Annotated in this window: 21 protein-coding genes; 11 read left to right on the forward strand and 10 right to left on the reverse strand. The window is 51.6% G+C overall.

Translation table 11 applies throughout. The features are described from left to right. Window positions 1-137: 137 nt before the first annotated feature. From tal to amiA, 3 genes are all read right to left on the reverse strand, one after another. On the reverse strand, window positions 138-1,088 hold the full coding sequence (gene tal, locus JK198_RS11210) for a transaldolase (RefSeq protein WP_212708447.1): 951 nt from the start codon (window positions 1,086-1,088) through the stop codon (window positions 138-140). Window positions 1,089-1,293: 205 nt separating this feature from the next. Then, a complete protein-coding gene (gene hemF / locus JK198_RS11215; RefSeq protein WP_212708448.1) occupies window positions 1,294-2,202 on the reverse strand; it encodes an oxygen-dependent coproporphyrinogen oxidase in 909 nt (302 codons plus the stop codon). A gap of 36 nt (window positions 2,203-2,238) precedes the next feature. Continuing rightward, window positions 2,239-3,093: an N-acetylmuramoyl-L-alanine amidase AmiA gene (amiA, locus tag JK198_RS11220; RefSeq protein WP_212710548.1), complete on the reverse strand. Its 855-nt coding sequence runs from the start codon at window positions 3,091-3,093 to the stop codon at window positions 2,239-2,241. A 225-nt stretch (window positions 3,094-3,318) separates the two neighbouring features. On the opposite strand from amiA, the gene JK198_RS11225 reads away from it, so the two are divergent. The 11 genes from JK198_RS11225 to JK198_RS11275 all read left to right on the forward strand — a co-directional run bounded on the left by JK198_RS11225 (window position 3,319) and on the right by JK198_RS11275 (window position 13,032). Beyond that, entirely contained in the window at window positions 3,319-3,744 is a 426-nt protein-coding gene (locus tag JK198_RS11225; protein WP_212708450.1) for a GNAT family acetyltransferase, read from the forward strand. A gap of 50 nt (window positions 3,745-3,794) precedes the next feature. Then, window positions 3,795-4,253: a DUF2919 domain-containing protein gene (locus tag JK198_RS11230; RefSeq protein ID WP_212708512.1), complete on the forward strand. Its 459-nt coding sequence runs from the start codon at window positions 3,795-3,797 to the stop codon at window positions 4,251-4,253. Window positions 4,254-4,316: 63 nt separating this feature from the next. Continuing rightward, complete coding sequence (locus JK198_RS11235; protein WP_212708451.1) at window positions 4,317-4,949, forward strand: RpoE-regulated lipoprotein; 633 nt, start codon at window positions 4,317-4,319, stop codon at window positions 4,947-4,949. 95 nt (window positions 4,950-5,044) lie between these two features. Continuing rightward, window positions 5,045-5,944 carry a Dyp-type peroxidase gene (locus tag JK198_RS11240; protein ID WP_212708452.1) on the forward strand — a complete coding sequence of 300 codons (900 nt, stop codon included), beginning with the start codon at window positions 5,045-5,047 and terminating at the stop codon, window positions 5,942-5,944. A 213-nt stretch (window positions 5,945-6,157) separates the two neighbouring features. Then, entirely contained in the window at window positions 6,158-7,171 is a 1,014-nt protein-coding gene (gene cysP, locus JK198_RS11245) for a thiosulfate ABC transporter substrate-binding protein CysP (protein ID WP_212708453.1), read from the forward strand. Then, window positions 7,171-8,004, forward strand: a complete 834-nt coding sequence (cysT, locus tag JK198_RS11250) for a sulfate/thiosulfate ABC transporter permease CysT (RefSeq protein ID WP_212708454.1) — start codon at window positions 7,171-7,173, stop codon at window positions 8,002-8,004. The genes cysP and cysT overlap by 1 nt, the downstream gene beginning before the upstream one ends. Then, window positions 8,004-8,879: a sulfate/thiosulfate ABC transporter permease CysW gene (gene cysW, locus JK198_RS11255; RefSeq protein ID WP_212710547.1), complete on the forward strand. Its 876-nt coding sequence runs from the start codon at window positions 8,004-8,006 to the stop codon at window positions 8,877-8,879. Before cysT ends, cysW begins: the two co-directional genes overlap by 1 nt. After that, window positions 8,869-9,957 carry a sulfate/thiosulfate ABC transporter ATP-binding protein CysA gene (gene cysA / locus JK198_RS11260; protein ID WP_212708456.1) on the forward strand — a complete coding sequence of 363 codons (1,089 nt, stop codon included), beginning with the start codon at window positions 8,869-8,871 and terminating at the stop codon, window positions 9,955-9,957. The genes cysW and cysA overlap by 11 nt, the downstream gene beginning before the upstream one ends. An 82-nt stretch (window positions 9,958-10,039) precedes the next feature. Continuing rightward, on the forward strand, window positions 10,040-10,924 hold the full coding sequence (cysM, locus tag JK198_RS11265) for a cysteine synthase CysM (RefSeq protein WP_212708457.1): 885 nt from the start codon (window positions 10,040-10,042) through the stop codon (window positions 10,922-10,924). Window positions 10,925-11,032: 108 nt separating this feature from the next. Beyond that, window positions 11,033-11,713 (forward strand): response regulator transcription factor, encoded by a 681-nt coding sequence (locus JK198_RS11270; protein ID WP_212708458.1) that lies wholly within the window; start codon window positions 11,033-11,035, stop codon window positions 11,711-11,713. Then, window positions 11,710-13,032 carry an ATP-binding protein gene (locus JK198_RS11275; RefSeq protein WP_212708459.1) on the forward strand — a complete coding sequence of 441 codons (1,323 nt, stop codon included), beginning with the start codon at window positions 11,710-11,712 and terminating at the stop codon, window positions 13,030-13,032. Before JK198_RS11270 ends, JK198_RS11275 begins: the two co-directional genes overlap by 4 nt. Window positions 13,033-13,065: 33 nt before the next feature. Here the strand turns inward: JK198_RS11275 and arnF are convergent, their stop codons facing one another. The 7 genes from arnF to arnB are packed head-to-tail and all read right to left on the reverse strand — an operon-like array spanning window position 13,066 to window position 20,440. After that, complete coding sequence (gene arnF / locus JK198_RS11280; protein WP_212708460.1) at window positions 13,066-13,449, reverse strand: 4-amino-4-deoxy-L-arabinose-phosphoundecaprenol flippase subunit ArnF; 384 nt, start codon at window positions 13,447-13,449, stop codon at window positions 13,066-13,068. Then, complete coding sequence (gene arnE / locus JK198_RS11285; RefSeq protein WP_212708461.1) at window positions 13,449-13,784, reverse strand: 4-amino-4-deoxy-L-arabinose-phosphoundecaprenol flippase subunit ArnE; 336 nt, start codon at window positions 13,782-13,784, stop codon at window positions 13,449-13,451. The genes arnF and arnE overlap by 1 nt, the downstream gene beginning before the upstream one ends. Beyond that, window positions 13,781-15,430, reverse strand: coding sequence for a lipid IV(A) 4-amino-4-deoxy-L-arabinosyltransferase (arnT, locus tag JK198_RS11290; protein ID WP_212710546.1), 1,650 nt, complete (start codon window positions 15,428-15,430; stop codon window positions 13,781-13,783). Before arnT ends, arnE begins: the two co-directional genes overlap by 4 nt. A 4-nt stretch (window positions 15,431-15,434) precedes the next feature. Then, window positions 15,435-16,334 carry a 4-deoxy-4-formamido-L-arabinose-phosphoundecaprenol deformylase gene (arnD, locus tag JK198_RS11295; protein WP_212710545.1) on the reverse strand — a complete coding sequence of 300 codons (900 nt, stop codon included), beginning with the start codon at window positions 16,332-16,334 and terminating at the stop codon, window positions 15,435-15,437. Next, window positions 16,331-18,313, reverse strand: coding sequence for a bifunctional UDP-4-amino-4-deoxy-L-arabinose formyltransferase/UDP-glucuronic acid oxidase ArnA (arnA, locus tag JK198_RS11300; RefSeq protein WP_212708464.1), 1,983 nt, complete (start codon window positions 18,311-18,313; stop codon window positions 16,331-16,333). Before arnA ends, arnD begins: the two co-directional genes overlap by 4 nt. Then, a complete protein-coding gene (gene arnC, locus JK198_RS11305) occupies window positions 18,313-19,299 on the reverse strand; it encodes an undecaprenyl-phosphate 4-deoxy-4-formamido-L-arabinose transferase (protein WP_212708465.1) in 987 nt (328 codons plus the stop codon). The genes arnA and arnC overlap by 1 nt, the downstream gene beginning before the upstream one ends. A 1-nt stretch (window position 19,300) precedes the next feature. Further along, the gene (arnB, locus tag JK198_RS11310; protein ID WP_212708466.1) at window positions 19,301-20,440 is read right to left on the reverse strand and encodes a UDP-4-amino-4-deoxy-L-arabinose aminotransferase; all 1,140 of its coding nucleotides are present in this window, start codon (window positions 20,438-20,440) and stop codon (window positions 19,301-19,303) included. Window positions 20,441-20,527 lie beyond the last annotated feature (87 nt).

Genomic DNA, 20,527 nt, shown 5'->3' on the forward strand with positions numbered 1-20,527 from the left:
GCCATGCCCATCGGGGCACCCGGGTGACCGGATTTGGCTTTTTGCACAGCGTCCATACTGAGGGCACGGATCGCATTGGCGAGTTCTTTATGTGAGGGCATAGGTAGCTCCGGCTGATTTAAAAATAAGTAACAGAGTTAAAGTCGGGCGGCCAGCATATCTTCCAGTCTTTGCTGGTCAATGGCGAACTGACGGATACCTTCAGACAGTTTATCTACCGCCATTGCATCCTGATTATGTTGCCAGCGGAATTCATCTTCAGAGAGCGGGGCCGGCTGGTGAAATGCTTCCACCGGCGGCCGCAGTTTTTGTACCACCGGTACCTGACTGTTTTTCAGCGCCTGTAATAATGCCGGAGCAATAGTCAGGCGGTCACAGCCTGCCAGTGCAAGAATTTGTTCCGTATTACGGAAGCTGGCACCCATAATGATGGTGGTGTAACGGTGCTTTTTATAATAGTCGTAAATACTGCGTACGGATTTTACTCCCGGGTCCTGGTCTGCCTGATAAGGTGACAGAGGAGTACGGCTGTGGTGCCAGTCATAAATGCGGCCGGCAAAAGGAGAGATCAGATAAACGCCGGCTTCTGCACAGGCTCTTGCCTGAGCAAATGAGAACAATAGGGTCAGATTACAATTGATACCGTTCTGTTCCAGTTCCTCTGCGGCTTTAATTCCTTCCCAGGTGGATGCCAGTTTTATCAGTATCCGCGAACGGTCAATCCCCTGATCTTCATACATCCGCAGCAGTTTTTCGGCTTTTGCTACACACATACCACGGTTAAAAGACAAACGGGCATCTACTTCAGTCGAAACTCTGCCGGGAATGTTTTTCAGAATTTCCACACCGAGATTGACGGCAACGCGATCACTGGCATTAATGATCCGTGTTTCGGTATTCCCCCCTTGCCGACGGGCGTAATCGATAGCTTCGTCGATCAGATGGCGGCAGGCAGGTAATGTGGCTGCTTTTAGTACCAGAGAGGGATTGGTGGTAGCGTCCTGCGGCTGGTAGTCACAAATTGACTGAAAATCGCCGCTGTCAGCGACTACTGTTGTAAATTGTTTTAATGCATCAAGCGGGTTCATGCAGCGTTCTCATTCTTTCTAAAGCAGTTATTCCATCGGTGACGGAACAATTGGTAACAGGAATTTAACACTGTGCCGGAATTTATCGGGGAAGAAAATACGTTTTCTCCGATAATAGCGACAGGTAACACCATGAAACAGGCCAAAAAAAGGCAGGGGCGGGAGAATCATTGCTAAATATTCTCCCGTGTACAGGGATGGCAGGCTATACCCAGTCTTTTACAGGCAGGAATTTTTCATACAGCTCTGCTTCGGCAGAACCTGCAGACGGCTGGTAGTTATATTCCCAGCGTACCTGGGGGGGCATCGACATCAGAATAGACTCAGTTCTGCCCCCGGTTTGTAAACCAAACAGGGTGCCACGGTCCCAGACCAGATTAAATTCAACATAACGGCCGCGACGATAAAGCTGAAACTGCCGTTCACGTTCACCCCAGGTCAGGGCGTTACGCCGTTCGACAATCGGCAAATAGGCGTCGGTAAAACCGGTGCCTACGGCGCGGGTAAAAGCAAAACACTGGTCAAAGTCAGGGGTATTCAGATCATCAAAGAACAGACCGCCGATACCCCGCTGTTCGTTGCGGTGACGCAGATGAAAATAGTCATCACACCATTTTTTATAACGCGGGAAGAGGTCATCTCCGAAGGGCTGACAAATATTTCTGGCCGTCTGGTGCCAGTGAACCGCATCTTCGGTGAAACCGTAGAATGGTGTCAGGTCAAAGCCACCGCCAAACCACCAGATGGGGTCAGCGTCGGGTTTCTCGGCAATAAAAAAGCGCACATTGGCATGACTGGTGGGGATATAAGGGCTATGGGGATGAATAACCAGCGATACGCCCATGGCTTCAAAACTGCGACCAGCCAGTTCCGGCCGGTGAGCCGTGGCTGAGGCTGGCATATTCTCACCGTAAACATGAGAGAAATTAACGCCAGCCTGTTCGAATATCGCGCCATCTCGCAGTACACGGGAACGTCCGCCACCGCCGGCTTCCCGTTGCCAGGCATCTTCCGCGAATCCTCCGGAGCCGTCGGCAGCTGCCAGTTTTTGACAGATTTGGTCCTGTAATGAGAGCAGGAACTCCTTGACCTTATGTTTGTCGGGAACGTTCATATCACATCATTTATTGTGGGGTTTTGCTGATTATACCTAACTTATCCGGCGATTGTGGATAGCGGATTCATTATAATAATTTACAATCCCTGCGGTAATGGCGGTGGCAATTTTATGGCGGAAAACCGCAGAACCCAGCAGTTTTTCTTCTGCCGGATTGGTAATAAACGACGTTTCGACCAGAACCGAGGGGATAGACGGCGATTTTAATACGGCAAATGCCGCCTGTTCCGTGTGCTGACTGTGTAAATGGTGTACCGGCCTGATTTTATCCAGCACATGTTTACCGAGTGTCAGACTGTTTTTGATGGTATTGGTCTGGACTAAATCGAACAGAATCTGTTGCAGGTAGTGATCTTTCTCCTGCACTTTGAGTCCGGCGACATCATCGGCAGCGTTTTCCCGTTCAGAAAGATAACGGGCCATGGCGCTGGTCGCGCCGCGATTGGATAGCGCAAATACCGAAGCCCCGTGTGCCTCCGGGCTGGTGTAACCGTCAGCATGAATTGACATAAACAGGTTGGCGCCGTGCTGGCTGGCAATTTCCACCCGCTGATACAGAGGAATAAAATGGTCACTGTCGCGGGTGAGCCGGACTTCAATATGAGGATGGTCGTTGAGTAGCTGACGAATGGTGCCGGCAATTTCCAGTACCACATGTTTTTCCATGGAGCCTTCTTCACCGACCGCCCCCGAATCAATGCCACCATGTCCGGGGTCAATCATAACGATAAATTTACCATTACTCACGGGTTTTGCCGGCTGGGCGACGGGCTTGATGGTATGTTCCCGGGCTAACACACCACGCGGGGAAAGTACCGCTAATGCCAGACCGGATAAGAGTAACTGGCGGCGATTTACCAGTCGTTTCAGCGGGGATAATTTTTTCATCAGCACTTCCATCGTCATCCGGAGAGTTAGTTTAGATCAACATTCCATTGTTATATCGTAACATTCGGAGGATTGCGACAAGGCAAATATTTCAGCCTTTTACCGGGTGTTTCAGTTCTGTTCTTTACAAAAGGCAGATTTTTCTGCTTTTGTTCACCTCTCAGGGTTGCAGATAAAGGGGAAAACGCCATAATCTGCCCATATCTCAACGACAGAGGCCTCGCGATGGAAATTCGTGGATTTCGCCAGGAAGACTTTGATGAAGTCATCACCCTCTGGGAGCGCTGTGATTTACTGCGTCCCTGGAATGATCCTGAAATGGATATAGAAAGAAAAATGCACCATGATCCGGACCTGTTTCTGGTGGCAATCGCCGGCGGACAGGTGGTGGCAACCCTGATGGGGGGGTACGACGGCCACCGTGGGTCTGTATATTATCTGGGGGTTGACCCTGATTTTCGTGGCCGCGGGTTTGCTAATGCACTGATGAACCGGCTGGAAAAGAAACTGATTGCCCGCGGCTGCCCGAAGATCAATCTGATGGTGCGTGAAGAGAACGATATCGTACTGGGTTTTTATGAAAAACTTGAATACGAAATTGTGGATTCGCTGATTTTAGGCAAACGACTGATTGAAGATCGTGAGTACTGAGCATCAGCGTAGTGATACGGTTTAGTCCGTTCTGACAGGGTGTCTGGTGTATTTTGATCGATTATTCTCCCGAAAATTATGACAATAAAGGGCAACTGCGGTTGCCATTTTTATTCTGGCTGATCCTGATATTTCAGGCACGTACCTGGATAGTGTTAGTGGTTGCCGGTGCATCCCGGCAACAGGGGGAAACCCTGCTGAATTTATTTTATCCGGATACGCAGGGTTTTTACCCTGGTCTGGCGCTGGGACTGAGTGCGGTTGCGGCATTTTTCCTGAGCGGTTACCGGCGGCGTTTTCCTGTGTTATGGAGAGGCTGGCGCTGGTTATTAGTTGCCTGCTCGCTGGTGACTTTTGGCTGGCAGTGCTCACAACTGAGTTATGTATTGTTACAACAGTCTCCGTTACCATTAATTTTACTCATATTTGATCTGCTGTCGGCCTGCTGGTTGCTGACCAGCCGCCGGCTGAAAGACTGTTTTGTTCCGGAATTCCCGGCAGAAGAATAAACTTTTTGCGGTTTTATCACTCCAATCCGGCATTAGCTTATTGCGAAAGGGACAGAAATAGCGATGAAATTACTGAAAACCACACTGCTTAGCGGAGTGATCTTACTGTCAGGCTGTGCCGGCAGCGGAAATCATGATGTCTCCGGCAATGATCCTGTCAGATGGTGGAACCCACTGAGCTACTCCTGGTCATCGGCATTACCCTGGCACTGGTTTGGTGCTTCAGCCACTGTCAGCGAACAAGGTGTTGGCGGATTAACCGGGCTGACGCCGATGACCGAAGCCGGAATCAGTGAGGCGCTGGGCAGCGACTATCAATTGCGGCAGGGGATGCGTACAGAAAACGGCGATATTGTCACTTTCTGGCAGGCGTTACGTGACGGGCAGGTGATGCTGGTTATTCAGGGGCAAAGCACAGTGTCACGTATCGATGTATCTGATCCGGCGATTACTTCGGCCAGCGGCGTGAAAACAGGCAGTAAATTTTCTGAGGTCTACACCCAGGCCTTTGGTCACTGCCAGCCGCTGGAAAACGGAGAGCAGGTCAGTTGTCAGGCACCGGACAGCCAGCATATACGGTATATTTATCAGGGTGAGTGGCACGGACCGCAGGGGATTATGCCGGCAGATGAAACACTGAAAAACTGGACCCTGACCCGCATTGTCTGGCAGCAATCGCTGTCTGGCGGAGTATAATCCCTTGCTTTGATAAAGGTTATGTTAATGAATTTCCGGTATCATAGGGATATGAACAGAGACATTGATTTTACTGACTATCGGAGATACAGACAGTGACGGACTATCAGAGTGGTATTTTGCCGGAGCATTGCCGTGCCGGCCTGTGGCTGGAGGGCGCGTTTAACGGTGATTTAGCGCAGGCAGGGATGCAAATCCGCGAGTATCTCTCGCGGCAGAAAGCCCTGCAGCAAAAATACCCCGATGCGCGGCTGGGCAGTGTTATTGCCTTTGGTGCTGCACTGTGGCGTGATTTGAACGGTGTTTCAGCCTCTGCGCCTGAGCTTAAAGATTTCCGGCCGCTGGGTAAAGGTATGGCTCCGGCAACGCAGCGCGACGTACTGATTCATATCCAGTCCCAGCGACAGGATGTGAACTTCTCTCTTGGACAGATTGCGATGGAACTGCTGGGTCCGCTGATGGATGTCAGTGAAGAAACTCAGGGGTTTCGCTGGGTTGAAGACCGTGATCTGAGTGGTTTTGTTGATGGCACCGAAAACCCGAAAGGTGAGAAGCGTCAGCAGGTTGCCATTATTGCCGACGGAGAAGATGCCGGTGGCAGTTATGTGTTTACTCAGCGCTGGGAACATAACCTCACCTCATGGCATAAACTGCCGGTCGCGAAGCAAGAAGCAATCATCGGACGTACCAAAGACAGCAACGAAGAATTACCCGCGGATACTCGTCCGGTCACTTCTCACCTTAGCCGTGTCGACCTCAAAGAGAATGGTGCCGGGCTGAAAATTCTGCGCCAGAGTCTGCCTTATGGCACCGTCAGCGGCACGCATGGGCTCTATTTTATTGCTTACTGTGCACGGTTGCACAATATTGAGCAGCAATTACTGAGCATGTTCGGCGAAAGCGATGGTAAATATGACGGGCTATTGCGTTTTTCAAAGCCGGTTAGCGGCAGTTATTTTTATGCCCCGTCATTGTCACAATTATCTGCACTATAAACCGTTCCCCCGGGGTACAGGTCGGCGGAGTCGGTCCGCTGACCTGACTATTCCCGCGATCATTGCCTGATAGTATTTATCTGACAGCCCTTATGCGTTTTTATGCTTTTAAAGCAATAATCGGTATATAAAACCGCTACAGCTTTGCCCTGAGAAATAAATACACTAATTATGCGGCTAACAGCGGCCGCGTTTGTGTTCAGGGGTAAGTTAATGAAGGTAAAGGGTAAAAAACGGGTCAGTGGGGTACTGCTGATACTGTTTACTGCCGGTGCAGCACATGCCACCACTCTGCTTAACAGTTCTTACGATGTTTCCCGTGAGTTATTCGCGGCGCTGAATCCGCTTTTTATCGCCCAATGGGATCAGGCGCATCCGGCTGACAAACTCACCATTCGTCAGTCTCACGGCGGTTCGTCGAAACAGGCACTGGCTATTCTGCAGGGGCTGAAGGCGGATGTCGTTACCTATAATCAGGTCTCTGACGTACAAATACTGCATGACCGGGGCCAGCTGATCCCGGCCAACTGGCAACGTCGTTTACCTGATAATAGTTCTCCTTTTTACTCCACCATGGCTTTTCTTGTCCGCAAAGGGAACCCGAAAAATATCCATGACTGGTCAGATCTGACCCGCAGTGGTCTTCAGTTGGTATTTCCTAATCCGAAAACCTCCGGCAATGGCCGTTATACCTGGCTTGCGGCATGGGGAGCAGCAGCAAAAGCCGATGGAAATACGCCGACGAAAACGGAGGCCTTTATGCGCCGTTTTGTGAATAATGTCGCGGTATTCGATACAGGAGGCCGTGGCTCGACCACTACCTTTGCCGAACGTGGTATCGGTGATGTCCTGATAAGTTTTGAATCGGAAGTAAATAATATTCGTCAGCAGTATCCGGCCTCGCAGTTTGAGGTTGTGGTACCGCAGACCAATATTCTGGCAGAGTTTCCGGTGGCCCGGATAGACCGAAATGTCGCCGCAGATGGTAATGCTGAGGCGGCCAGCCAGTATCTCCGGTTCCTGTACAGTCCGCAGGCACAGAAAGTCATCACCAGTTTCTACTACCGCGTCAACAACCCTCAGTTAATGGCCGAAAATAAATCCCGCTTCCCGCAGGTGTCATTGTTTCGTGTTGAAGACCTGTTTGGCAGCTGGGAGAGGGCGATGCAGACCCAGTTCGCCAGTGGCGGGGAATTCGATAAATTGCAGTCAGCAGGACATAAGTAATGAAACAAATGCGTCATAAACGGGTATTACCCGGATTTGGTTTAAGTCTGGGCACCAGCCTGTTTTTTACCTGTCTGATTCTGTTACTCCCGATGAGTGCGTTAGTGATCCAGTTGTCAAAAATGACCTGGGCTGACTACTGGCATGTAGTGACCGAACCAGAATTAGTCGCAGCCTATAAAGTGACCCTATTATCGGCCGCACTGGCATCGGCTTTTAATGCCGTATTTGGCATGCTGATGGCCTGGATTCTGACCCGTTATACTTTTCCGGGAAAAACCCTGCTGAACGGGCTGATGGATTTACCTTTTGCTCTGCCCACCGCAGTCGCCGGTCTGACCCTGGCCGGTTTATTTTCCACCACTGGCTGGTACGGGCAATGGCTGGCACAGTTCGGGATTAAAGTTTCCTATACCTGGCTGGGCATCGCGGTAGCAATGGCATTTACCAGTATACCTTTTGTGATCCGTACCGTTCAGCCGGTGCTCGAAGAGCTGGGGCCGGAATATGAAGAAGCGGCAGAAACCCTCGGTGCACGGCCCTGGCAGGCTTTTTACCGCGTTATTCTTCCCGAACTTGCGCCGTCACTGCTGGCCGGGACCGCTCTGTCGTTTACCCGCAGCCTGGGCGAATTTGGTGCAGTGATCTTTATCGCCGGCAATATTGCCTGGAAAACTGAGGTTATCTCGCTGATGATTTTTATCCGCCAGCAGGAATTCGACTTCCCGGCATCCAGCGCGATTGCTTCAGTTATTATGGCGGCATCACTGGTGCTGCTGTTTGGGATTAATGTGCTGCAAAGCCGCTATGGCCGTCGTTTAGGGGGGCACTGATGACTGAAGTTACTACGCAGCCGCTGCGGGCCAGAAAATCGTTTCACCCGGGCCGTTTACTGCTGATGACTGCCGGGATATTGCTGTCTGTGCTGATGCTGGTGGTACCGCTGATTTCGATTTTCTGGGAAGCGCTGGGTAAAGGCATCGTTGCTTCCCTGGATAACCTGGCAGACCCGGATATGCTGCATGCAATCTGGATGACAGTGATGATCGCCTTAATCACAGTACCGGTGAATCTGGTGTTCGGTACTCTGCTGGCCTGGCTGGTCAGCCGGTTTAATTTCCCTGGCCGGCAATTATTACTGACATTATTTGATATTCCATTCGCAATTTCGCCGGTGGTGGTGGGGCTACTGTATTTGCTGTTCTGGGGAATTAATGGCCCTGCGGGACACTGGCTGGATGCGCATAATATTCAGGTCATGTTTGCCTGGCCGGGGATGGTGCTGGTGACTATTTTTATCAGCTGCCCGTTTGTGATCCGTGAACTGGTGCCGGTGATGTTAAGCCAGGGGAGCCAGGAAGATGAAGCAGCTATCCTGCTTGGTGCCAGCGGCTGGCAAATGTTCCGGCGTGTTACGTTACCTAATATCCGCTGGGCATTATTGTACGGGCTGGTACTGACTAATGCCCGTGCACTGGGTGAGTTCGGTGCGGTATCGGTAGTCTCCGGTTCGATCCGCGGCGAAACTTATACCCTGCCATTACAGGTCGAATTATTACACCAGGATTATAATACAGTCGGTGCATTTACAGCGGCAGCTCTGCTGGCCCTGATGGCGATTGTCACTTTATTTTTGAAAAGCGCACTGCAATGGCGTCTGGAGCGTCAGCATCAGCGTCAGCAACAGGACGGCAACTATGAGCATTAATATTCATCAGATTAATAAGTCTTTCGGTAAAACCCCGGTACTTAATGATATCTCTCTGGATATCGCTTCCGGAGAAATGGTGGCATTACTCGGGCCTTCCGGTTCGGGGAAAACAACCTTATTACGTATTATTGCCGGGCTTGAACACCAGAACAGCGGACAGATTTCGTTTCATAACCGTGATGTCAGCCAGTTACATGCCAGAGATCGCCATGTCGGCTTTGTTTTTCAGCACTACGCCTTATTCCGGCATATGACCGTGTTTGATAATGTGGCATTTGGTCTGACAGTACTGCCGCGGCGGGAACGTCCGTCCTCCGCGGAAATTAAAAAGAAAGTCACTCGTCTGCTGGAAATGGTGCAGTTATCGCACCTTGCAGGACGTTTTCCCGCACAGTTATCCGGCGGACAAAAACAACGGGTTGCGCTGGCCAGGGCACTGGCGGTTGATCCTCATATCCTGCTGCTGGATGAACCTTTTGGTGCGCTGGACGCTCAGGTACGTAAAGAATTACGCCGCTGGTTACGCCAGTTACACGAAGAACTGCAATTCACCAGCGTGTTCGTGACTCATGACCAGGAAGAAGCGATGGAGGTTGCAGACCGGATTGTGGTGATGAGTCAGGGAAATATAGAGCAGACCGGGACCCCGGAACAGGTCTGGCAGCAGCCTGTATCCCGTTTTGTACTTGAATTCCTCGGCGAAATTAACCGGCTGGAAGGCACCATGGCCGGTAATCAGTTACAGGTCGCAGGCCATCACTGGTCGCTGGCTGAGTTACCGGAAGTACAGGGCCAGGTTGAACTGTTTCTGCGCCCCTGGGAGACGGAGATCAGCCGTGAGTACTCAGCCAATACACCACTGGCGGTGAAGGTGGTTGAAGCCAGTCCGCGTGGTCATTTCTGGCAATTGCTGGTGCAGCCGTCGGGCTGGGAAGCCGCCGATCTGACCCTGGTCTGTGACGACGGACATACGCCGCCATCGCGCGGTGAGCGCTTATATATTGGTGTGGATCAGGCGAGAATTTATCAGGGGCACCGGTTAATACAACCTGTTGCCTTTGCAGAAACTGCCTGATACTTTCGTTACCTGGTCTGTAAAACAGCCTGGCGCTTTCACCGCGGACAGGCTGTTTTCGTTTTTATAGGCAGGGATCCCCGTGATAACTCTGGAAAGTACCATAGGTAATACCCCTTTAATCAGTTTGCAGCGGCTGGTCGCGGATAACGGCAGTCAGGTGCTGGTTAAACTGGAAGGTAATAATCCGGCCGGTTCGGTAAAAGACCGGGCGGCGTATTCGATGATACAGCAGGCGGAATGTCGTGGTGATATTGCGCCGGGCGATACTCTGATAGAGGCGACCAGTGGCAATACGGGTATCGCCTTAGCAATGATTGCGGCCATGAAAGGGTACCGGATGAAGTTACTGATGCCGGATAATATGAGCCCTGAACGCCAGGCGGCGATGAAAGCTTATGGCGCAGAACTGATACTGGTCAGCCAGCAACAGGGAGGAATAGAGGGTGCCCGTGATTTAGCCGCGGCAATGGCAGCCAGAGGTGAAGGCAAGGTACTGGATCAGTTTAATAATCCTGATAATCCTCTGGGGCACTTTATGACCACCGGGCCGGAGATTTGGCAGCAGACAGGGGGCCGGCTGACGCATTTTGTTTCCAGCATGGGGACAACGGGGACTATCAGCGGAGTGGGACGTTATCTTAAACAGCAGGATTCTGCGGTACAGGTGATAGGTCTGCAGCCTGAAGAGGGGGCGCAGATCCCGGGGATCCGCCGCTGGTCTGCAGCCTACCGGCCGGGTATTTTTCAGCCGCAATGGGTCGACAGAACCATCGATATGTCAGAAGCCCTGGCGACAGAAACCATGCGTAATCTGGCAAGGCTGGAAGGTATTTTTTGCGGTATGAGTTCCGGCGGGGCAGTGGCCGGTGCACTACAGATTGCCGCGGCCACGCCCGGTGCGAAAGTTGTCGCTATTATTTGTGATCGCGGCGATCGTTACCTCTCCACCGGGGTCTATGAATAGCAAATTATACAGCCGCAGACAGGGCATCATGTAAGGATAGTGAAAATACTGCGGTAACCCGCGCGGGATCGGGTCAGAATGGCGTTATTTTACAGAAAGAGAACGTTTATGAAGATTTTGCTGGTTGATGATGATCATGAACTGGGCAGTATGCTTAGTCAGTATCTTGAAGGTGAAGGTTTTAGCAACGCACTGGTGATGACCGGAAAAGAGGCTATCACCAGTGCGCTCTCAGGCCAGTACAGTGCGATGATCCTCGATATTATGCTGCCAGATATGAGTGGTATTGATGTATTGCGGCAGGTGCGCCATAGCAGCCGCTTACCGGTGATTATGCTGACCGCCAAAGGGGACAATATTGACCGGGTGATCGGGCTGGAGATGGGGGCAGATGATTATGTCCCTAAACCCTGCTATCCCAGAGAACTGGTTGCCCGTCTGCGTTCTGTGATGCGACGTTTTGATGAACAGCCCGCCAGGGAAGAGAAAAAAGAACAGCTTATTCACGGTGATTTGTCCCTGGACCCGGCGACCCGCGTATCCTCATGGAAAGGTCAGGCATTTGATCTTACCGCGTCGGAATTTAATCTGCTGGAACTGTTGCTGGCTGCCAGTGACCGGGTGGTATCAAAAGATGAACTTTCTGAAAAAGCCCTTGGTCGCCAGCGCGAAGCCTATGACCGCAGTGTTGATGTCCATGTCAGTAATATCCGGCAAAAGCTGAGTAAACTGACTAACGACCAACTGAATATCGAGACCGTGCGCAGCATTGGTTATCGTATCCGATGAACTATGATTATCCGGGACGCCTGTTCTGGAAAATGTTACTGGGGTTTATGCTGGTCTTTCTGGTGATCAGCCAGTTTTTATGGCTGGGATTCAGCCTGCTGGGATCAGAACCCCCGGAGCAACAGTTATTGAGACAGACATTAAGTCTGCAGCTGGATCAGGCGGCTAAACAGGTTGAACTACATGGGCCGGCGGGACTTGAGCAGGCAGAAGCCGAATGGCCGGCAGTGCTGCGCTCGGTGACACAGTTACAGCTGGCGAGTGAACGTCCTGAATCTCCCGGCGGCCCGCCTCCGGATCGCCTGACCCGGCAGGTAACGGCACCGGATAATACAGACTATGTGATTTCTATGGATATGCATGCAGACCATCCGCGAAGACGGGGCGGTACTTTGCCTGTTATCCAGCGTTTTCTGCATATACCGATGCCGGTGGTTGTGTTTGCTATCCCGATGGGATTACTGTTCAGTCTGTTACTGGCCTGGAATCTGACCCGGCCAATGCGGCAGTTACGGGAAGGGTTTCGTCATATTTCCAGCGGTGATCTGTCGGTTCGTTTATTCGGCAAAATGCAGCGCCGGCACGATGAATTTTCGGTGGTGGCACGCGATTTTGATGCCATGGTGGAACGGTTAGATGTGCTGGTAAAAGCCCGTGAAGAGTTATTACATGATATCTCCCATGAGTTGCGTACTCCGCTGGCGCGTTTACAGCTGGCAACCGCACTGGCCCGCCAGTCACCCGATAATGTATATGACTCGCTGGAACGCATTGATAACGAAGCCCGCAAGCTGGACAAAATGATCGGTGAACTGCTGACGTTTTCCCGCGCAGAACATGCCCATATGGTGCGCGAACAATATTTTGAACTGACCAGTTTACTGGATGCGGTGGTGGCTGATGCACGTTTCGAAGCTCAGGTTCCGCAGGTAGATATTCATGTCAGTTATGATGAGAATGCCGATTTTATGGTACAGGGTAACGCTGAAATGGTCCGGCGTTGTATCGAAAATGTACTGAGAAATGCCTTGCGGTTCTCTTCGGCCGGACAGTCCATTGATATTATTCTGCAGGCAGAACAGGAGTGGCTGACAATAGTTATCCGCGATCAGGGGCCAGGGGTAGAGCCGGATAAACTATCGAGTATTTTCGACCCCTTTGTGCGGGTTGCATCCGCGCAGTCAGGTAAGGGGTACGGGCTGGGGCTGGCGATTGTACGTAAAGTGATACTGGCACATCATGGGGAGGTCAGGGCCGGTAACCGGCCAGGAGGCGGTCTGGAGATCTCACTGCGGTTACCCCACTGGCATCCGCAATAAGTCAGGTCGTCGGCAGCATTTCGCTCCCGGTGTCTATTTTTTTGCGGTTGCCGGCAGACAGACTAATGTGACGCCGGCGATCACCAATAATATGCCCGTCAGGGTTTTTAACGAAAACTCATCTCCCTGCAGACCCAGCGCTAATGCCAGTGCCCAGACAACAATATAACTCAGGCTGAGCAGTGCATAAGCTTTACTGAGTGGCAGGTATTTTAAGGTCAGGTACCAGCAGCCCATTGATAAAGCATACCCGGCCAGCCCGGCGAACAGAAAACCGGTGGCGGAAAGATGTTGCAGGAAAAACAGACCGGTTTCGCTTATGCCAAGGCCGGACGGTAAACTGCTCATGGCGTATTTCATCGCCAGCTGGGCGAAACTGACCAGTAAGACACTGCACAGTGCCGGAAGATAGCCCATCAGATAGCCCCGCTAAGCAGAATTATTCCGGCTACAATCAGACCGGTGCCGCACCAGTGGCGCGGGCTGACGGGTTCATGCCATATCCAGCGGGCGGCGAGGGTGATCCAGATAAAGTTCATACTCAGCATCGGGTAGGCGATCCCTACGGGTAAGGCACGTAATACCAGCAGCCATAACAACATGGCCACGCCAAGACAGAGTATAGCCAGCCCCAGCCAAAGCAACAGATGCTGGTGGCGGGGACGGCCAGGCCGCGCAGAGGCGGCCTGTTTCTGACATAGCTGTCCCAGGCAGCTTAACAGACTGGACAGCAGCAGTAAGGCATAGGTCATTTCTTCGGACCATATTCAACATACAGCAGACGACCTTGCTGATAGCTGAAATCAGGTGCCGGTAGCTGCATTTGATCAAGGTCCTTGTTTTTCGGTAACAGGAATACCATCGATACCCCTTGCTGACGACGGGGAGCCAGCCAGTCAGGGAATTGCTGACGGGTGATCAATCGTCCTTTTCCGTCCGGATACGCCAGTCCGTAACGCATTTCTCCCGACTCATCAAACAGGTTAATATCCTGACGTTTTAACTGCCAGGCGATGCCGGAAGCGATACCGACATTTTCCGCCAGAATATAGTGACTGCGAGCCATCCGGTGACTGATTTGGTTAAGGAAGTCTTGTGGCTGTTTAGCATCACGGATACGTTCAGGAATGGTATAACCTACGGTCAGCACCAGCACTAACGGGCAGAGCACTGCCGCACACCAGCGTTTTTCGGGGCGCAGTAAGGTTATCAGCCCGATCACAGCCCAGAACAGAAACGCCAGTAATGCCAGTAGCAAACCGGTAATTTCATGGGGAGCAAATAACGGGTGTGACGGCATCAGATAGCTGACCAGTAGCGCAGTGACACCCAGCAGGCCAAATAACAGATTGATCCAGCCATTCGCCGTGGCACTGTGTTTTATCTGCTGGTAAGTGCGACAGGCAACATTTGCCAGCAGAATGGCCAGCGGGGCAAAGCAGGGCAGGATATAAGTCGGTAATTTGCCTTTTGCGATACTGAAAAACAGAAACGGCATCACTGCCCAGCCCAGCAGGTAGACTGCCCCGTGGTTTTGATGGCGTTGCTGCCAGCCGCTTTTCAGGGCTGCTGGCAGGTAACCCAGCCACGGCAGTGTGCCGGCCAGTAATACCGGAACGTAATACCAGAACGGTGCCTTATGCTGTGCATCAGATTCGGCAAAACGCTGAATATGTTCCACCCAGAAGAAATAGTGCCAGAAGTCAGGTTCACGGGCATTAATCGCCAGGGCCCAGGGCAAGGTAATCAGTGTTGCGCTGATGACTGCCAGCGGGCCGTAGATCAGAACTTCCCGCCAGCGGCGGGTGACAATAACCCACGGAATAATACTGATAACAGGAATGGCCAGCGCCAGGAAACCTTTGGTCATCACTCCCATACCGCAGGTCAGTCCTAACAGCAGATAAGCGATAGCCCTTTTTCCCGGGGTTTCGGCACTGGCTGCCAGCCAGAACGCGGCCATAGCAGCTGTCATCCACAGGGTAATCATCGGGTCCAGAACTGCATAAGTACCAATGGCGTATACCAGCATGCAACTCAGATAGATGACGGCAGAAAAGACAGTAATCCGGCGATCCTGCCAGATACGTGAGGCTATCCAACTGACCAGCAACGCGCTGACAGTAATTGAGAATACCGAACCAAATCGTACCGCAAAGTTATTGTGGCCGAACAACAACTGGCTGATATTGTTAATCCAGTAGCCGGCGATCGGTTTTTCAAAATAGCGCAGGCCAAAGAAATGCGGCACCACCCAGTTATGGTTTGCCAGCATTTCTCTGCTGATTTCCGCGTAACGGAACTCGTCCGGTTGCCAGAGAGACCGGAACTCCAGCGGCAGAAGATAGCTGAGTGCGTAAAGCACCAGCAGGGTAAATCCGTATTTTGTTGCTTTCATTGGTTTAACGCCGGGGTAGAAGAGTTTGACATCCCAGCCAGCCCTCACGGCCAGGCAGGGTACCACGGATAATTTTGCCGACAGGCAGTGAAAGTTCAGATTCAGGTAATAACTGGCTGAGCGGAACGAATTCAATCCCTTCCTCGCGGGCCATACCCAGCAACCGGATAAAATCCTCCAGCCCGATAATCCCTTCCACTTCCGCATGGATGGTATAGACCGGTGTTCCTGTGTCGTTGTGCATGGCATCAAGGATAAAACGGTTGAAGTTTTCAGCGGTGACCTGACTACCGACGACTTCATCCCAGGTGGGTAGTGTCACCGGGATCTGTACTGTACCGGGGGTGGATTCAGTGAGTTGCGGGCGGAACGGGGTGGTTCCCCTGCAGTCACTGTTATAACGAAAGCCAAACGGCTGCTTGGCTTTAACGACCCGCTGGTCAGCACGCCATCCTGCCACGGCGGAGCAGGCCACAGGGATACCGGTTATCGCTTCCAGCGCTTGTTTGCCGCGCTGGATTTGTGCAGATAACCGGGGGATTTTCCAGACACCTGCCCACATCTGCCAGGCATGATGATCCCAGGCGTGTAAGCCGGTTTCATGCTGTTGTGCTGCCCTGCGGATGATATCTGCATTTCCCTGACCAATCAGCCGGCCTGGCCAGGCGGTGCCGGCCAGCAGGATATCCCAGCCATACAATGACGGAGCGCCGGAGCGCAGCATTTTCCAGAGAAATTGCGGTTTAATCAGGCGCCATAAATGGCGCCCCATATTGTCCGGGCCGACACTAAAGAAAATGCTGGATCTGACCCCGGCATTTTCCATGGCATCCAGCAGCGCGGGGACACCGTGGCGGGTTCCCCGCCAGGTATCAACATCGATGCGCAGGCCCACTTTTTTCATTGGATCTGATCCGGGGTAGTGACTGTTTTCAGGAAGAAATCCAGTGTCTGTTCGACAGTTTTTTCCATTTCGATTTCCGGGGTCCAGTCCAGTAAACGACGGGCATTACGGATATCGGGTTTACGATGTTCCACATCCTGATACCCTTTACCGTAATAGCTGCTGCTTTCAATTTCACGGAATCCGGCAAACGGCGGGAAGTTATCACGCAGTGGATGCCGTTCGAAACAGCGGTACAGCATTTCTGCCAGTTCACGGATACTTGCTTCATTTTCCGGGTTACCGATGTTGATAATCTGGCCGTCACATTTACCGTTTTTATTTTCGATAATCCGGAACAGCGCTTCAATACCATCGCTGATATCAGTAAAGCAGCGTTTCTGGGCACCGCCATCAACCAGTTTGATTGGTGACCCTTCAACCAGATTAAGAATTAACTGGGTAATCGCACGGGAGCTGCCGATACGGGCTGAGTTCAGGCTGTCCAGGCGTGGCCCCATCCAGTTAAACGGACGGAACAGGGTGAAACGCAGATCTTCTTTTTCACCATAAGCCCAGATAACCCGATCCAGTAACTGTTTAGAAACCGAATAGATCCAGCGTTGTTTATTAATTGGCCCGACCACCAGATTGGAATTATCTTCATCAAAGGTCTTATCGGTACACATACCGTAGACTTCTGAGGTGGAAGGGAAAATGATACGTTTTTTGTATTTGACGCAACCACGGATTATTTTCAGGTTTTCTTCAAAGTCCAGTTCAAATACCCGCAACGGATTACGTGTGTATTCTACCGGTGTGGCAATGGCGACCAGCGGTAAAATGACATCACATTTTTTAATGTGGTAGTCAATCCATTCCGTGTGAATAGTAATGTCGCCTTCGACAAAATGGAAACGTTCATTCGACAGGAAGCGGCCAATAGCATCAGAACCGATATCCATACCAAAGACTTCGTAGTTATCGTCCTGTAACAGGCGTTCGGTCAGATGGTTACCGATAAAGCCATTCACACCGAGGATCAAGACGCGGGTGCGCTTTTTCACCGAGGTTACCGGCTGGCTGCTGAGCAGGGCACCTTCAACCAGACCCAGGGTATTGGCCAGCTCTGAACCCTGCATATAAACGCTGTTGTCTGTCTGACCGGTGACGACCTCCAGAGCCCCCTCAGCGGTCGCAATAATCAGAGGGGACGTTGAGAGAATTTTCCCCGGAACCGCCACCGGCAGGTCCTGGTGTACTCTGGATTTCCAGACGATAAAACGTGTAGTACCCACATAACCGAACGCACCAGGCCAGGGCTCACTGACAGCCCTTACCAGGTTATGCAGTTCTGTGGCGGTTTTAGTCCAGTCGAGTTTTCCATCCGCAGGCGTTCTGCGACCTACATAGGTGGCATTTTTTTCATCCTGCGGTGTCAGGGTGTGCTGACCGGCTTCAATCAGTGGTAACTGTTCTGCCAGCAATTGTTTGGCTGTATGGGTCAGTTTTTTATGCAGACGCAGGACATCATCGTTGGGATCGATAGAGACTTTGTGCTGACCTGCAATATCACCGGCATCCGCGCGCGTCACCATCTGATGCAGGGTAACACCGGTTTCGGTTTCGCCGTTCACCAGTACCCAGTTCAGCGGAGCGCGGCCACGATAGCGTGGCAGCAATGAACCGTGCAGATTAAACGCACCCTGCTGAGGAATGGCCAGGATTTCATCGCAAATCAGGTCACGGTAATAAAAAGAAAAAATAATGTCCGGTGCGCTTTGTTTAATCCGTTCAATCCACAATGGATGGTTAACATTTTCCGGGGAGAATACCGGGATATTATGTTCAGCAGCCAGATGAGCGACGGAACCGAAAAAGTGATTTTCTCCGGGGTTATCAAGGTGAGTATAGATAGCCGCAATCTGATAACCGGCGTCAATCAGTGCCTTAACACCAACACATCCCATGTCATGGTAAGCAAAGACAATAGCTTTCATTATAATTCTTCCTCAGTATCTGTAGTTGAAGCTGTGGCGTGATTGACGACACGCTGCACGAAATAGCGCGGACGGGCACGGACATCACTGTAAATCCGGCCGATATATTCGCCGAGTAATCCCATGCCGATAAACTGTGCGCCAATAAAAATAAATAAAATCGCGAATAAGCTGAAGACCCCTTCGGCACCCCAGCGGGCGCCGAAGATTAAGCGCAGTACCACCAACAGGAAGGCGAACAGGAATCCGGAGCAGGCAATCAGTGCACCAACCACACTGAGCATACGCAGCGGGGTGGTGGTCAGGCAGGTCACCAGGTCATACATCAGGTTAATCAGCCGCATAAAGCTGTATTTTGACGTACCATGCTCCCGCTCTGCATGCAGTACCGGAATTTCAGTCGTATGACGGGCAAAGGTATTCGCCAGAATCGGAATAAAAGTACTTCTTTCCTGGCAGTGCAGCATCGCCTCGATAATCGGGCGGCGATAGGCGCGTAACATACAGCCGTAGTCACCCATAGCCTTACCGGTGGTACTCTGGATAAGACGGTTAATCATTTTTGAAGCAATTTTACGGAACGGGCTGTCCTGACGATTCTGACGAACGGTACCTACCACGTCATAGCCTTGTTCTGCAGTAGTCACCAGCCGCGGAATTTCCTCTGGCGGGTTTTGCAGGTCGGCATCCAGAGTGATAATCAGATCTCCGGTAACATAGCTGAAGCCAGCCATAATTGCCGAGTGTTGTCCGTAGTTACGGTTCAGTAATACCGCCACGATATGGCTGTCAGGCTGCTCTGCTGCATCAATAATCAGCTGTGCGGATTCATCACTGCTGCCATCATCAACCAGCAGAATTTCATAGGGTTTAGCCAATTGTTCACAGGCGGCTGAGGTCCGGGAGATCAGTACTGGCAGACTTTCCTGTTCGTTATACACAGGGATAACGACCGATACTTTTTTTACAACATAAGAATTTAGCATTTCAGCTCTCTGCAATTTCATGAATAGCGGCAATAACTCTGCTGCAATCCTCGTCTGTCATATCCGGGAACAAGGGGATAGAACAGATACGATCACTGTTCCATTCAGTGGCGGGGAGGGATAATGACGGAAAGCGTTCGCGGTAGTACTTCTGGGTATGTACTGCCCGGAAGTGTAATCCGGTACCGATATTTCTCTCTTTCAGCTGCTGCATAAACTGATCGCGGTTCAGACCGCAGCGTTGTGGATCAATACGCAGTACAAACAGATGCCAGGCGTGCTGATGTGGCCATTCAGGCAGAGCCAGTGGCTGGAAAGGCGTATCAGCCAGTTCGCGTAAATAGCGTTGTGCGATAGCTTCACGACGGGCATTGATCTGCGGTAGTTTAGTTAACTGGTTCAGGGCAATCGCCGCCTGAATATCCGTCAGGTTATATTTGAAGCCCGGGGTAATCACTTCGGCCTGAGGCTTGCGGCCGAGGGTTTCCCGGTCGAAGGCGTCGACGCCCAGTCCGTGGAACTTCAGTGTTCTTATCCGGTTAGCCAGTTCATCATCTTCTGTAACGATCAGGCCACCTTCAGCACAGGTGACGTTCTTAATCGCGTGGAAAGAAAAAATAGCGGTCTGGCGGTAGCCGACATGTCTGCCCTTGTAATAACAGCCTGCGGCATGGGCGGCATCTTCGATCACCGGGATATTATGCTGTCTGGCAATGGCATGGATTGCGTCCAGATCGACCGGAGCACCGGCAAAATGGACAGGGATAATAGCTTTGGTACGCGGGGTAATGGCAGCTTCAATGGCCTGCGGAGTTACCATCAGGGTCTGCGGGTCAACATCGACCATCACTGGCTCTGCACCCAGCAGAGAAATCATATTGGCGGTAGATACCCAGGTCAGGGACGGGGTAATCACCTCATCTCCCGGACCTATTCCTAATGCCATTAGAGTGACATGCATACCCCCGGTAGCTGAGCTTACGGCAATGGCATGACGGGCACCGGTTAACTGACAGAATTCAGCTTCCAGTGCCTGATTTTTCGGTCCGGTGGTTATCCAGCCTGATTGCAGCACTTCACGAATTGCCGTGACATCATCTTCATTCAGTGCTGGTCTGGAAAAGGGGAGAAAGTCTGTCATAAGTTTTCCTGGCATTAACTTTAGTACTCACAAAGAGGTAGTACGTATTCCATAACAAATGAATACATGTCTGATGACTGCGATTTT

The organism is Tatumella sp. JGM91 (assembly GCF_018257575.1).
Taxonomy (GTDB): domain Bacteria; phylum Pseudomonadota; class Gammaproteobacteria; order Enterobacterales; family Enterobacteriaceae; genus Tatumella; species Tatumella punctata.